Below are 15,123 nucleotides of genomic sequence, written 5' to 3'. Positions count from 1 at the left end.
CTATTAAGGTTAAGCTATTAATTACAGGGTGTTACCTGTATATACGTAATTAACGTATAATACATTCTGGCATCAAATAGTTTTTAAACGCGATAAATAAATGTATTTTTTGGGCGCTTAAAACAATACCGGCTTATTATCATTTATAAAATAATTTACAGCGGTGCATCTTCCACGAATGGGAAAGTTTTTTATTTTTGAACAGGGTAATTTATTTAATTAGTACAACACGTTATTCTTTTGGAGCCTACAGAAAGCACATTCCGCGATATTGTTGAAATATCACCTTTTCCTGTTTATGTATGCACCGGCGATGACATGATCATCTCGGTAGCCAATAACGCTACCCTAAAGGCCTGGGACAGGGATACATCGGTAATAGGCAAACCTTTTTTTGAGGCCCTGCCCGAGTTGGAAGACCAGCCTTTTCTGGGTTACCTGCAAGGCGTGTACCGCACCGGGAAGCCTTTTCACAGTGATGCCGAACGGGTAGACCTGCTGATAGCCGGTAAGCTGCAAACCTTTTACTACAAATTTACCTACCAGCCAATGCGCGATGCCAATGGCAAGGTATATGGCGTGGCCGCTTTTAATACCGATGTTACCGAGCTGGAACGTGCCCGGCAATCGGTTGAAGAAAGTGAGATGACGTTGTATAACCTGGTGAGGCAGGCGCCTGTAGGGATCTGTATCATTCGTGCCGGAGACCTGACGATAGAGGTAGTGAACGACTCGTACCTGGAACTGGTTGGCAAGAAGCGTAAACATATGGAAAGCCGTACCATTTGGGAGGCTGTACCCGAAGCTGCTGACCTGTACGCGCCTATTATGAATAACGTTATCACTTCGGGTGTGGCGTTTTCTGCAAGGGAGCACGAACTTATGCTGGTACGCAACGGCAAGCCCGAAATGGTGTTTGTTGATTTTGTTTATGAACCTGTTTTACATTTCGACGGCACCATAAATACCATTATGGTTATTGCTATTGAAGTTACCGATAAGGTAATGGCCCGCCGCAGCATTGAAGATATTGAGGAACGTGGCAGGCTGGCTATTGAGGCTGCCGAAATAGGCACCTTTGACCTGGATATGACCAACGAAAAAATGGTAACCTCTGAAAGGTTCAATGCTATATTTGGATTTAATACCGCAGTATCCCGGAAAAAACTGGCAAATATGTTTTATACCGACGACCGCCCGCAACGTATGCAGGCGCATGAAGAAGCCCTTAAAACCGGTAAGTTGTTTTATGAGGCCCGCATCATACATCCCGATGAATCTGTACACTGGATACGCACGCAGGCAAAAATTTACCATGATAACGCGGGCAAACCTATACGTATGCTGGGCACTGTACTGGATATTACCGAATTTAAGCGCCTGCAGCAACAAAAAGATGATTTTATAAGTGTAGCCAGCCACGAGCTTAAAACACCCATGACATCCTTAAAGGCATCTATTCAGATATTGGATAAATTGATAAAAACCAATAGTAACCCCGAAAAGGTAACCGTATTTATTGAGAAGGCTAATACCAGCTTAATTAAAATGCAGCACCTGATAGAAAGCTTGCTAAACGTATCTAAAATAACCGCGGGCCAGTTGGCGCTTAATAAAAGCGAGTTTAAGGTTAGTGAAATGATCAACGAGAGCTGCGACCATATCCGGCTGGCGGGCGATCATCACCTGGTATTAACCGGCGATGTTGATGTTAAAATACATGCCGACCGCGGTAAAATAGAGCAGGTGGTGGTTAACCTGGTAAATAACGCGGTGAAGTATGCCCCGTTATCTAAAACCATTATGATAGATATTATCAAGCGAAGCAGATCTGTTAAAATATCCGTTCAGGATTTTGGAGAGGGAATATCGTACGATAAAATACCGCACCTGTTCGAGCGCTATTACCGGGTAGATTCTACCGGCCTGCAGTATTCAGGGCTTGGTTTGGGCCTGTATATATCGGCCGAAATAGTTGAACGCCATGGCGGTAAAATAGGTGTTAACAGCGAGGCTGGCAAAGGCAGCACCTTTTGGTTCACTATCCCTGTGCAGGATTAGCGCGGGTTTTGCATATCAAGTCCGAAGAAAAATTTAGCGCCCACACCTTCCTTGCTTTCTACCTCTATTTTACTTTTATGGTAGCGCAAAATTTCTGAAACCAGGTAAAGCCCTATCCCAAAGCCCGAAATGGTTTTTACCGTTTCGTTCCGTACACGATAAAATTTATCGAACAGTTTTTTCTGGTCGTCCAATCCTATACCTACACCTTCATCCTTTACAAAAATTGTTACTTTGCTATCGGCTTTTTCGCATCCCATAATAATGGTTCCGCCCTTTGGCGAGTATTTTATGGCATTACTCAGCAGGTTTAACAGCACCTGCCCTATTTTATCCCTGTCGGCATCAATTAAAATATCTTCGCAGTCATGCAGCTTAACGGTATGGTTAGTGGTTAAAAACAAGGCGTCGCCGGCAATTTCCTCCATTAGTGGATGTAGTTCAAAGCGCTCTTTATTCAGCTGGATTTTCCCGTCCTCCAGCCTGGCCAGGCTCAGGAAATCCTGGATCATCGAAGTCATTTTTTTGGCTTGCACCTCGGCCCTGGTCAAAGCGTTTATTTTAAAGCTGTCGCTTTCCTTCTTCTCCTTAGCCAGCAATATCTGTATGTACGATTGTATAGCTGTAAGCGGTGTTTTCAACTCGTGGCTCACCATCGCTATAAAATCATTTTTCCGCAGATCTTCCTGCTTTTTATCGGTAATATCTCGGGCAATTTTTGACAGGCCGATAATATTCCCTTGCGGATCTTTAAGCGGCGAAATGGTTAAAGAAACATTTAGTAACCTTCTATCCTTGGTGATGCGTACAGTCTCAAAATGTTCTACCCGCTCTCCTCTTCTTAATCGTGAAAGTATCATCGGTTCTTCCTCCAAACGATCATCCGGTATCAGCGTTAAAACAGATCGCCCGATAATTTCATCGGCTGTGTAACCAAAGGTACGTTCTGCCGAATTGTTCCAACTGGTAATTATACCGTCGAGGGTTTTACTGATTATAGCATCGTCAGACGAATCGATAATTGCGGCCAGTTTAGCGGCCCGCTCTGCTGCCAGCCTGTTATCCGTAATATCAACTACGGTCCCAATAAATCGCTCGGCCTGCAAATCGGCGGAAAAATACACTTTTCCCTGCGCCCTTATCCAACGTATCCTGCTGTCATCAAATCGGATGATACGCAGCGTAATATCGTATTGGCCATCGCCGGCGGGGTCCATGGCTTGCTGGATCTTTTCCAGTACCCAGTCCTTATCCTCCGGGTGCAGCTGTTTTTCGTAGATCTCAAAATCAACCTCCCGGTTCAGGGGCCGGCCATATATATTTTTACATTCATCGCTCCAGAATAGCTTGCCGGTTTTTGGGTGATAATCCCAGGTACCCAATTTTGTAGATGCAACAACCATGCGCAGCCTGGCCTCGTTTTGTTCCAGTTCAAATATCAGGGCTTCTTTATCTTCCTGCTCTTTTCTAATTTCGGTAATATCCCTGGTGAAGCAACGTGTGTGTATAAACTCGCCATCCTTGCGCAAAACGCTGGAACTGATAACAGCGTGCTTAAAGCTGCCATCTTTACATTTTAGCCGTGCCGGGTAATCCTGTAAGGTTTCGTTTAGGGTTAAGCGGTTTAAAATATCGTTTATAACATGCTCGTCGGCGTGAAAATTACTTATAGGATACCCTACGTATTCTTCTTTATCATAACCCAGGTAATCAAGCTCGGCCTGGTTGGCCCATATGATAATACCCTTGCCATTTACACGGTGCAATGGCATCGAGGCGTTCTCTACAAAATCGGCAAGTTCGTCCAACCGGCTTTGCATCTCCTTTTCTCGCTGTTCGTATTGGGCAATTTTAATATAAGGATCTAAAGTTTCTTCCATTTGGTTTTGGCCAGCCACAGTATTTACGTACTAAACTACCTTATTAATATCACTTTTAAGAATATTTCATTTTACGAAATATGGCATACATTTATAGTAAAGGCTACCGCCATTGTACAACTTATAGTAGTAAAAAATGTTTTATACATTTGATTTAAACACGATAAGTTTATGCTGATGAAAAAATACATCCTGCTGATACTGCTCAACGTTATTGTAACAGCACTTTTTGCACAGAAAAAAGTGCTGGAAACATCCATACCTCCCGGTAAGAATTTTGACAAGGCCGAGTTTCGCTTATGGTATGCCGATAGCATTACCCTTAAAGGTATTTTGGTGCTGATGCCCGGCTCAAACGGCGATGGCCGCGATATGGTTCAGGATGCCTTTTGGCAGAACCTTGCCCGAAAAAATAACCTTGCCTTGTTAGGCTGTCGCTTTACGGATAAACAGCACGAGCATATGGACATTGAAAAATATATTGATGTAAAGGCTGGCAGCGGCCAGGCGCTGATAAATGCCATTAACTTTTTGGCTACCCAAAGCAAACACCCGGAGTTAGAGAACGCACCCCTGCTATTATGGGGCTTTAGCGCCGGCGGTGAATTTAATTACGAGTTTGTTTGCTGGAAACCCGAGCGGGTGCTGGCCTTTGTGGTGAACAAGGGCGGTATATATTACTCAGCCCTTGCCCCTGCCGCCGCTCGCGAAGTGCCCGGCTTGCTGCTAACCGGCGAAAAGGATATGGAGAGCCGTACAAACGCCATAAAAGGTATTTATGAAATGAACCGACGTTTTGGCGCGGTATGGTGCTACGCCAGCGAGCCCGGCATGAAACACGAGTTGGGCAAAACACAGCAACTTGCTGCCATGTTTTTTAACAAGATGATTGCCATACGCCTTGCTGGCGACAGCGCAAAAAACGGCAAAATAAAAATGCAAACCATACCGCCAACGGGCGGCTATCTGGGCAGCAGCAAAACAGAAAGCTATTACCCCGCCACACAAGCCGGCACGGATGCAAGCGCTTCCTGGCTGCCCGATACGCAATTTGCCGATGCCTGGATGCAGTTTCTACGGGGAGAGTTATAAGTGGCGTTGCATGCGCCTGCCCAATATTAAGCACTCGTAGCAGACTACCGTGTACCCACATTCATAAAGTAATTACCCATAGGGTCTACCGCTTTGTAGAGAATAATGATAAATGTGGTTTGTGCCGCATAGCGGCTACCCATTTACCAGACAGTTGGCTACAGTGGATTGCTTTACACCAAAATCGATAAAGGGTAACTCCTACGGAGCAAAATTATTTCTTTTTCTTTGGCTACAAAGCGGTAGCCCCTACGGGTCATGGGAGATACCTCAGTCGGAAAGGCAGGTTGCAGACGAGCGCAAAGTGATTAGGCTTTAACAGGCATGGTAAATGTAAACGTAGTTTCCTGTTTACCCGATTCTACACCAAGCGCACCACCGTGCGCACGGGCTATTTCTGACGCTATGTACAGGCCAAGCCCAAGGCCCTGCTGGTTTGGTGTTACCTCGCCGCGAGAGAACGGCTGAAATAATTTATTTAGAATGGCATCCGGTATTTGCTTGCCGGCGTTGGTAACGGCTATGCTAAATTCATCATCGTTGCTTCGTACTGTTACTAAAACGGGCTCATCTTTTTTGCCGTGTGTTAGGGCGTTGCCCAGCAGGTTCGACAGCAATTGGGCAATACGCTTTCCATCGCAGTTTACAGCACAATTCAGCTCAAACCGGGTTTCAAGCACTTTATCAGGCCATATCAACCCCAATTCGGTTATAACCTGGTTCAGTATTTCGTCAACCGGCTCATCGGCGTTAGTTTCCAGTACTATACCGCCGCCAAGCCTGCCACGGGCAAAATCAAGGATATTTTCGATCAACGCCTTCATCCGGTACGATGAATCCTGCAGGATATTGGCCAGGCGCTTCATCCTGTCGTCCAACGGCATTCGTAACATCATTTGCGCCACGTTAAGTACCGCCCCAACGGGGTTGCGCAGGTCGTGCCCTAAAATGGCAATGAACTGGTCGCGCAGCTGGGCTGTTTCCTGCTCTTCCAATAACTGCGATTCAGTAAGGGCCAACTTATCAAGCGCATCCAGGTGAAAGGAGATCAGATCGGCAAAAAGGTTGAACATGCCGATGGTTTTGGTGTTGTTCAGTAATGCCGGGCTGGGGTCAATGGCGCAAAGCGTACCAAAAAACTCACCGTTTTTTAAGGTAATGGGGATAGAAATATAGCTTTGAAAGCCATACATGGCCGGGGTATGGTGGTTGGCAAAGTTCTCGTCCTGTGCAACATGGTCTATCACAACAGGTTTATGATGCTGCCTTATCTCGTTACAAATGGTGGTTTCTAAAACCAGCTCGCTGCCGGGTTTCAGGCCAAATTTGATCTCGTCGCGCACAGCGCAAGCTATCCATTTTTCATCGGTAACACGGGCTACGGCGGCAAAACCCATCCCGGTGGTGCGGCAAACCACTTCCAGGATCGAAGTTACGGCGTCTATTCGCCCAACCGCCTCAATGTCTGCCTCTATATTTGCCAAGTTTATTATTACGATAAAAATCTCATACAAATTAAACGGTTTTTAGCACATCTGCAAGTCATTTATTTTTAATTATTAAGCCGGGTATATGCCACGTGGCGCATAAAGCGTACCTTTGCAAAATTATTTTCTTAGAATAAGGCTTTCTCGGACAATAACATTAGCATAAATACAATGAAAAAAATTGTCGATTACAGGAAACTTTTAGGCGTAACCGAAGCTGCCGAACTACAGGAATTAAAAAGCACTTACCGCGGTTTAATGAAAGCGTGGCACCCTGATAAATTCCAGGAGAGCGAAGAAAGCAAGCTAGAAGCTGAAGAAAAAAGCAAGACCATTATCGAAGCTTATCACTTTTTGGTAAGCATTGCCCCCGAAACGCGTAATCAATCGTTCGCGGAATATACGCTGACAACCACTACATCGGCCATCACCGATTTTGAGTACAAATCGCAGGTGTTGAAGGTAGAATTTGCCGATGGCAACACATACGAATACTTTGACGTGCCAAAAGCCGTTTACGTTAAGCTGGTAAATGCTGATTCGCCGGGCAGGTTTGCCCGCAGGCATATTTATAACGAATATGTTTATCGCAGCATCAGCAAACTGGTAGCTACCGCGTAATTATTTTTTAATTGTGTTGAATGTATGACACGCGGTAAATACCCGATAATTAAATTTGATGGTAAATGCCCTTAAGATCTATGCTTAAAAAGTTATTTTTTGCTGTACTGCTGCTTTGCATAACGTTTGCAACGGCATCCGCCCAAAACAAATGGACGCTTAAAAGCGACAAGGACGGCATCAAGATTTACACCAGCCCGGTTGAAAACTCAAAATTTAAGGCGTTAAGGATAGAATGCAATTTCCAATCTACATTAACGCAGATGGTAGCCGCTTTGCTGGACTTAAAAACCCGTACCGAGTGGATCTATCATACCAAATCCATTCACCTGGTTAAGGAGGTATCACCAACAGACCTGTATTACTATTCGGAAATAAGCCTGCCCTGGCCCGCCCAGAACCGCGATTTTGTGGCGCACCTGGTAACCAAGCAAAACGAAGAAACCAAGGTAGTGACCATGGATGGCCCGGTAGCATCTGGCCTGGTACCCGAGAAGGATGGTATAGTGAGGGTAAAAAGTTCGTTAAGCCAGTGGGTTATCGTCCCCCTGAATAAAAACGAAGTGAAAGTAGAATACACCATAGCAGCCGAACCCGGAGGCAATATACCCGCGTGGCTGGTGAACATGTTCGCATCTGAAGGGCCCACGCAAAGTTTTAAAGCGCTAAAGCTTCAGCTTAAAAAGGCTCAGTACAAGAACGCGCATTTACCATTTATTAAGAATTATTAGGCGATATCGTTAAGATATCAAATCACGAAAAAGCCCTCTCAACATTGTTAAGAGGGCTTTTTATTTAATCGTTTCTGATTACATCTTCGGTTTACCGTCGCTGTCTAATTCAACAATGGGGTAACCCAATTTTTGCAGGCCGGGCAGTATCCTGGCTTTATCGCCCACAACCAGTATCACCATGTTATCGGTGTTCAGGTATTTGGCCGATAGCGCATTAAGCTCAGCCGGGGTAATGGTCGACAGGATCTTATTTTGCTCGTCAACATAGGTTGGCTTCAGATCATACTCCTGGATGCGCGACAGGAACGACGCTTTTTGCCCATTGGTTTCGTACTTTCGGGCATCGCTCTGGCCTATTGATGTTTGGGTGAATTTCAGTTCGTCAGGGGTAATACCTGCTTTTTGGTAATCCTTTATCTCCTTGATAAATTCGTATACCGAGCTATCTGTAGCCGTTGCCAGCACACCTGCCGAAGCCGTGAAATCGCCACCGTATTTACCTGAGTTAAAGCCCGAACGTGCGCCATAGGTCCAGCCCTTTTTCTCGCGCAGGTTAAGGTTGATGTGGCTATTGAAAGCGCCGCCCAAAATGTAGTTGGCAATACCTAATCTATAATAATCACCGGTTGCATCGTAGTTCAGTTTATCCAGGTAGCCAATGCGGATCTCTGACTGTGCAGCACCCGGGATATCAACCAGGTATAAGGTTGTTTTATCAAAGGTTTTACCGTCTGCCGGGGTTGGGATGGTAACCTTTTTATCTGCCCATGCATTCAGGAAGGCCAGGTTTCCCCTTGCGGTACCTTCGTTTACATCTCCAACAACAACAATCTCTGTTTGCGATGGCGTAAAGTATTTATCGTAGTAATCCTGCACATCCTCTAAGGTTATGCCTGCAACTGTTTCTTCGTTACCACTTACCGAATAGGTGCGTACGTTATCGGTACCGTAAAGTATTTTATTATAAACGCTTGATGCCACACCGGCTGGCTGCGTTTTAGCCTGTTTAAGGCCTTCGATGGTTTGTTTTTTAATACGGTCTAAAGGATCCTGTGTAAATTTGGGGTGCAGTAATTTCTCCTGCAGCATCACCATGGTTTGAGGCAGGTTTTTAGTTAACGAAGATAAGCTTACAGTAATTTCCTCTGCACTTGCACTAATGTTGATGTTGCTGCCCAGCTTATCCAGTTCGGAGTTAAATTCTTCCGCGGTGTATTTTTGAGTTTCCTCGTTCATCATACGGCCAACAATACCGGCCAAACCAGCCTTTGCAGGGTTGTTTACAGCGTATAAGCCACCGCCTTTTATCGACATGTAGACAGACACGGTTGGGATCTCGCTGTTTTTTGTGCCGATAAGCTTGATGCCATTAGGTGCAACTGCCGACCAGATAACCGGAACTTTAATAGCCGGATTTGCGCCGACCCCAGGTTTAGCAGCACGGTCGAAATTATCCGTGGCCTTTTTGTAGGTTAAGCCATTGTAGCCATAATCGGGCGCTTTATAATTTGCAGTATTAACGGTGTAGTTATCGGCTGCAACCGGGGCTATGGTACCACCTTTTGGCAATACGCTTAAAATAACAGCATGTTTACCTTTAATATATTGGTTGTAAACACGCATTACATCTTCTTTAGTAAGCGCCTGGATATCCGCCAGTTCGCGGCCTATCTGGTTGGGGTTGCCGGTTAAGTACTGCGCCTGTGCCAGTTCTGAAACCTTACCCGCAACGCTTGATAAGCCGTTGATAGCATTTGCTTCGGCGCTTGCTTTAAAGCGGATAAGGGCATCATCGGTTACACCGGTTTTCTCAAACTCGGCCAACGACTCGTCCACCAGCTTTTTAGCATCGGCCAGGGTTTGCCCCGGGAACGGCACCACACGCATGCTGATCTCGCCCGCCAGTTCGGTATTTGACGAATTCATGGAAGCTTGCGCGGCCTTACGGGTTTTTACAAAGTTTTTATAAAAGATAGAGTTACGGCCCTGGCCAATGATCTCTGACAAGGCATCTAATGCCGACATGTCCTTATCGTAGATCTTAACACCCGGATAGGTGATAGACATTAAAGGCAGCTTGGCGTAATTATCTGTGTACGATACGTACCGGTCAGCCGATAGCATCGGCATGGGGAACGATGCATTTTTAACAACCGGCCCGCGCGGGATGCTGCCAAAATACTTGCTTACCCATGCCAGGGTTTGTTTTGCGTTTAGGTCGCCGCCAATGGTAATGGTGGCGTTATTTGGCCCATACCACCGTAAAAAGAAGTTCTTCAGGTCGTTTACACCCACTTTGTTCAATTCTTCGATGTAGCCGATGGTTAACCACGAGTATGGGTGGCCGTATGGATAAAGGTTTTTTGAAGTGTACTCGCTGGCTAAACCGTAAGGGCGGTTATCATAGTTTTGGCCGCGCTCGTTCTTTACCGTTGCGCGCTGCACCTCAAATTTTTGCTGGGTTACGGCATCAAGCAAAAAGCCCATGCGGTCGCTCTCCAGCCAAAGCATTTTTTCTAATTGGTTTGCAGGGACGGTTTCGTAGTAATTGGTACGGTCGCGATTGGTCGAGCCGTTTAGGGTTCCACCTGCTTCGGTAATTATTTTAAAGTGGTCGCCGTTGGCCACATGGTCGCTCCCCTGGAACATCATGTGTTCGAAAAAGTGGGCGAAACCCGATTTACCGATCTCCTCGCGGGCCGAGCCTACATGATACGTGATGTCTACATGTACCAGTGGGTCAGAGTGGTCTTCGGCTAAAATTACGGTCAATCCGTTCGGGAGCACATATTTCTCGTAAGGGATAACAAGTTCGGCACCCTTGCGGGTAACCTTCTCGATCAGTTTAGGCTGAGTGGCTGTTTGGGCATTGGCCGTTAATGCCACAACCGCAAATGCCGGTGCCAGCAATGCACATTTTAAAGTTTTGTTCATATGGTTAATAGTTAGTCAGTAAACACTATTTCTGCAATATTTTTCAACCGCTGCAGAAAAACATAATATTAAGGAATTAAGCTATGAGTTAATATTATTAGCTAAACATTTTAAACGAGTGTAACAGATTTGTGACCATGCGTTACCTAACCGTTGCTATGCTCTAATTTACGGATAACCACCGCGGGGTTGCCCACAGCTAATGAATCGTCGGGGATATTTTTGGTTACCACCGCGCCCGCGCCAATAACGCAGCGGTTACCAATAGTAACACCCGGGCAAATTACCGCCCCGCCCCCTATCCAGCAATCATCGCCAATTACAACGGGTTTGGCGTTCTCTTTACTGCGGCGTAATACGGCATCTAAAGGATGGGTGGCGGTATATATCTGTACGCCCGGCGCGCAAAAAACATTGCTGCCCAGTTTCACCTCCATTACATCAAGCACCACGCAGTTTACGTTAAAATATACGTTTTCGCCACAGGTGATGTTGTAGCCATAATCGCAATGGAAGGGCGGCTCGATATACAGGCTTGCAGGGGCATTGGGTATCAGTTCCTTTAAAACAGCTGCTGTACCGCTGCCTACTACATATTCGTCGATATTAAGCCTTTTAAGCAACTCTTTACAGTGCTTGCGCTCGGCGGCAATGGTTTCATCATTGGCCAGGTAATACTCGCCCGAAAGCATTTTTTCTTTTTCTGTTTTCATGTGATATCTATATACAGCAATATCATTAAAATGTAAGGCATTTCAAAGTGTTGTATCATTTGGCATACAATGCGCGTCAATCTTAAAGCAAACAACATTTAATTGTAATATATAGGCTGCAACGTTATTAACAGGCACTATTTGCAATATGCCGCTGTTACAAGGGTAACATTTGGCGTGTTATTTGTATTAGTTAATACAATTACATCACAATACCATGAAAAAGAACATATTAATACTCGCAATACTTGCTTTACTAAGCATCCCTGCCAGCACTTTCGCGCAGCAAAAAACTGCCTGGGCGATGGTAAGCGCCGAAAAGGGAGAAACATTTGAGTTGCCCAAGCCCGCAACCGAAGGTAAATCGCCCTACTGGATCATCGTATCAAAAGATAAGGAGTTCCAGATTGATACGCTGAGCGCTATCAAGTACCTCGACCCGCAATGGATGGCCGCGGTTGAATTCCCGGACCTTGATGTAGCAAAAGCCAAATATGGTAAAGCCACGCTGGATGGTTTGGTAATTGTAACCATCGACGACAAAAAATTCCCGAATGCTTTTGAAGAACTGAAAGACCACATGGCCTTTATAGACGATTACGAAGCACTGCCTTTTTACGATTTTACAACACTGCCGTAAAGGCGAAGCCCCCCGTCCTCCGTTGGGTAACGAGGAGTTTAAAATATAAAAAAATGTATAACCTTTAGGGGGTATCCGCTTTTGTTTTATAACCTTACTTACTTCGCGTGCTCATGCCTGTATCGCATATAAACAATCGGCAATGCTACGCAAATTATCAGGATCAGGATGTTTTTGATGGCACCTGTTAGGGTGATGGTATTGGCAACCTGTGTAAGCGGCAACACCAGCAGGTTCATTACCGCCCAAATAAAGGTGCCGTAGAGTACCGTAACCAACAGCATGCTTTTCCTTACAGCAGGTACAACGCTATATATCATCGAAAAAAATACAGCAAACGCGGCCGCTATCAAATAGTGGAAAGCCACACCTATCCAGATCATACTTGTGCCACCTGCAAAAGCTTCTTTTCCATACACAGCGCTGGCAATGTACCTGAATACCATAGCAGCCTGCCCGTGCGCAAGTATAAATACTGCCGCCAGGCCATCTAATGTACCGGCTATAAGGGTGGTAATGACTATGGTTGGGACAAGGCTTTTGGAGGTTTCAGTTTGCATTGCAATAGGTTATGAGCGTTTCAATTTAATTTTTACGCCTGTCAGCCCTTTAAATATCCCCCGCAGTTCGTTTATTTGCTGCTCGCTTAAATTGGCCTTGGATATAAAATTAGCGGTTTGCTTACTTTGGTAGATCAGGAACCATTGTTTTATCTCTTCAATTTTAAAAACTTCGTTTAACCCTAATTCAGAACTAAAACTACTTCCTTTCACAGTCATTTTATCGCCCGCAAATTCGAATTCTATCTCCTCCTGTAGCCTTTTATTGGAAGAAAAATTCTTTTTGGCCGAAAAATATATGGAAATGGGCAGAAAAATAACTGCAAACGCTCCGAAAAACAGCGCGAAAGTTGGGTCTGCTTGTAAATCGGATATGTTTAGCAAACTTAAGATCCCTGTTATAAACATCACTAAACCTATTATACTTACATAGATGGTCCAACCTTTTCTATAAGTAAGATAATACATTAGTTTCAGGTATTCTTTAAAGGTGATAATGGTTTTAATTGTCATTGCAATTTAGGTGCTTCGCACAAAAATATAAATATTTTGCAAACGATAAAGGCGGGTAACCCTTTCAGATCACCCGCCTTCCGTTTTATGTAATGCCTTTTACAGCGTTGCCATATCTATTACAAACCTGTAACGTACATCGCCCTTTTCCATGCGTTCGTATGATTTTGTGATGTCTTTAATATCGATCATCTCGATGTCTGAAACAATACCGTGCTCGGCACAGAAATCAAGCATTTCCTGGGTTTCGGCAATGCCGCCAATACCCGAACCTGCAAGGCTTTTACGCCCGCCAAGCAGGCTAAACGCAGCTATTTTTGCCGGCTCGGAGGGTACGCCTACGCAGATCATGGTACCATCTGTGCGTAACAGGCTCAGGTACATATTAAAATCGTGCTCGGCAGATACGGTATCCAGTATAAAATCGAAAGTGCCGGTCGCGGCTTTTATTTGTTCAGGGTCGGTGGTAACCACAAAGTGATGTGCACCCAGTTTTTTAGCATCTTCTTCCTTTTTAGGCGAGGTGCTTAATACAGTAACCTCGGCGCCAAAGGCAACGCCAAATTTAACAGCCATGTGGCCCAGGCCGCCTAAACCAAGCACTGCCAGTTTATGGCCTTTACCAACTTTCCAGTGCCTAAGCGGCGAATAGGTGGTAATACCGGCGCATAAAAGCGGCGCTGTAGCGGCAAGGTCAAGTTTTTCTGAAATATGTAATACAAACTCCTCGCGCACTACAATGCTGTTGCTGTAGCCGCCATAGGTTGGTGTTTTGCCGTCGCGCTCGTAGCTGTTGTAGGTTTGGGTGCTTCCCTCCAGGCAATACTGCTCCAGGTCCTGCTTGCAGTTTTCGCACACCTGGCACGAGTCTACCATACAGCCGGTACCCGCAAGGTCGCCTACCTTAAAGTTTTTTACATGGTCGCCCACCTTTACAATGCGGCCAACAATTTCGTGCCCCGGTACCATCGGGAAGATCCCCGGAAACCAGTCGTTCTTGATCTGGTGCAGGTCCGAGTGGCATACACCGCAAAATAATATATCAAACTGCACATCGTGCGGGCCAACTTCGCGGCGCTCAAAGCTCCACGGGGCAAGGTCGGTTTGCGGGTCTTGCGCCGCATATCCTTTTACTGGTATCATGTTTTTGGTTTTTGTTGTTTAGTTTTTCGTTATACTAATATCAGCAGATTATATATCTAATCGTGTAATATTGTTGTAATAATCATCTCATGCTTAATGGAAGTTTTTTATTTCGGGCATGTTCACCATTTCTTCGCTTAACAGGTCAACGTTCTTTTTTATACCCGTTATCTGCAACACAACGCAAAGTACTTCCTCGTTTTTAAATACTTCGATACGCTTACTTTTAAGCCGGTGCTTTTTCATCATTTCTTCAAGTGTTTGCAACTGGGTTATATCGGCGCTGCTAAAGCTAATGTTAAGCATCTTACTTTTGTTCATGTTCCCTATCAGGAACTCCACCTTATCTACTAATACCAATATGGCCAGTGTGATAATTGTAAACACAAATGCCAGCGAGTGATAGCCGATACCGGTTGTCATGCCTATGGCTGCTGCCGTCCATATCACCGCAGCGGTGGTTAATCCCATTACCGACATCCTGTCCTTAAAAATAACACCGGCGCCTATAAAGCCTATCCCGGTAATAATATTTGCCGAGATCCTGTCGTCGGTACCTACTCCATGCCTTGATACAATGGTAAATATGGTTGAGCCAAGTGTTATCAGCACAATTGTCCTAAACCCTGTCGACTTGTTTTTGTACTCCCGTTCGAAGCCTATAATGCCCCCGCATATTACAGACATCACCATACTAATGATATCTTCCAGTTCAATTGTGAAATCCATATAGCTGCAACAGAGA

General features: G+C 45.2%; 13 protein-coding genes. 5 read left to right on the top strand and 8 right to left on the bottom strand.

Translation table 11 applies throughout. From position 1 onward, the window contains the following. The first annotated feature begins 240 nt into the window (after positions 1-240). A complete protein-coding gene (locus tag EWM62_RS00495) occupies positions 241-2,061 on the top strand; it encodes a PAS domain-containing sensor histidine kinase (protein ID WP_129874683.1) in 1,821 nt (606 codons plus the stop codon). Here EWM62_RS00495 and EWM62_RS00490 read toward each other — a convergent pair. Continuing rightward, complete coding sequence (locus EWM62_RS00490; protein WP_162499755.1) at positions 2,058-3,941, bottom strand: PAS domain-containing sensor histidine kinase; 1,884 nt, start codon at positions 3,939-3,941, stop codon at positions 2,058-2,060. The genes EWM62_RS00495 and EWM62_RS00490 overlap by 4 nt on opposite strands. Positions 3,942-4,118: 177 nt before the next feature. Here EWM62_RS00490 and EWM62_RS00485 point away from each other — a divergent pair, with 177 nt between their 5' ends. After that, entirely contained in the window at positions 4,119-5,033 is a 915-nt protein-coding gene (locus tag EWM62_RS00485; protein WP_129874681.1) for a hypothetical protein, read from the top strand. Positions 5,034-5,341: 308 nt separating this feature from the next. Here EWM62_RS00485 and EWM62_RS00480 read toward each other — a convergent pair whose 3' ends face one another. Further along, positions 5,342-6,517: a GAF domain-containing sensor histidine kinase gene (locus EWM62_RS00480; protein ID WP_129874680.1), complete on the bottom strand. Its 1,176-nt coding sequence runs from the start codon at positions 6,515-6,517 to the stop codon at positions 5,342-5,344. Between the two features lie 174 nt (positions 6,518-6,691). On the opposite strand from EWM62_RS00480, the gene EWM62_RS00475 reads away from it, so the two are divergent. Continuing rightward, positions 6,692-7,141 carry a KTSC domain-containing protein gene (locus tag EWM62_RS00475; protein ID WP_129874679.1) on the top strand — a complete coding sequence of 150 codons (450 nt, stop codon included), beginning with the start codon at positions 6,692-6,694 and terminating at the stop codon, positions 7,139-7,141. 80 nt (positions 7,142-7,221) lie between these two features. Next, positions 7,222-7,872: an START domain-containing protein gene (locus tag EWM62_RS00470; protein WP_129875284.1), complete on the top strand. Its 651-nt coding sequence runs from the start codon at positions 7,222-7,224 to the stop codon at positions 7,870-7,872. Between the two features lie 78 nt (positions 7,873-7,950). Here EWM62_RS00470 and EWM62_RS00465 read toward each other — a convergent pair whose 3' ends face one another. Both EWM62_RS00465 and EWM62_RS00460 read right to left on the bottom strand, forming a co-directional pair. Further along, entirely contained in the window at positions 7,951-10,809 is a 2,859-nt protein-coding gene (locus tag EWM62_RS00465; RefSeq protein WP_129874678.1) for a M16 family metallopeptidase, read from the bottom strand. 146 nt (positions 10,810-10,955) lie between these two features. Further along, positions 10,956-11,522 (bottom strand): sugar O-acetyltransferase, encoded by a 567-nt coding sequence (locus EWM62_RS00460; RefSeq protein ID WP_129874677.1) that lies wholly within the window; start codon positions 11,520-11,522, stop codon positions 10,956-10,958. 217 nt (positions 11,523-11,739) lie between these two features. Here EWM62_RS00460 and EWM62_RS00455 point away from each other — a divergent pair, with 217 nt between their 5' ends. Further along, positions 11,740-12,162, top strand: a complete 423-nt coding sequence (locus EWM62_RS00455; protein WP_129874676.1) for a hypothetical protein — start codon at positions 11,740-11,742, stop codon at positions 12,160-12,162. 98 nt (positions 12,163-12,260) lie between these two features. Here the strand turns inward: EWM62_RS00455 and EWM62_RS00450 are convergent, their stop codons facing one another. From EWM62_RS00450 to EWM62_RS00435, 4 genes are all read right to left on the bottom strand, one after another. After that, positions 12,261-12,722 carry a DUF1440 domain-containing protein gene (locus EWM62_RS00450; protein ID WP_129874675.1) on the bottom strand — a complete coding sequence of 154 codons (462 nt, stop codon included), beginning with the start codon at positions 12,720-12,722 and terminating at the stop codon, positions 12,261-12,263. A gap of 9 nt (positions 12,723-12,731) precedes the next feature. Further along, a complete protein-coding gene (locus tag EWM62_RS00445; RefSeq protein ID WP_129874674.1) occupies positions 12,732-13,235 on the bottom strand; it encodes a YcxB family protein in 504 nt (167 codons plus the stop codon). Between the two features lie 99 nt (positions 13,236-13,334). Further along, positions 13,335-14,378, bottom strand: a complete 1,044-nt coding sequence (locus tag EWM62_RS00440; RefSeq protein ID WP_129874673.1) for an NAD(P)-dependent alcohol dehydrogenase — start codon at positions 14,376-14,378, stop codon at positions 13,335-13,337. 93 nt (positions 14,379-14,471) lie between these two features. After that, complete coding sequence (locus EWM62_RS00435; RefSeq protein ID WP_129874672.1) at positions 14,472-15,107, bottom strand: MgtC/SapB family protein; 636 nt, start codon at positions 15,105-15,107, stop codon at positions 14,472-14,474. Positions 15,108-15,123 lie beyond the last annotated feature (16 nt).

The sequence above is a fragment of the Mucilaginibacter terrigena genome (assembly GCF_004168255.1).
Taxonomy (GTDB): Bacteria; Bacteroidota; Bacteroidia; order Sphingobacteriales; family Sphingobacteriaceae; genus Mucilaginibacter; species Mucilaginibacter terrigena.
Note: the sequence above shows the minus strand (reverse complement) of the source record. Positions and strands in the feature narration are given on the sequence as shown.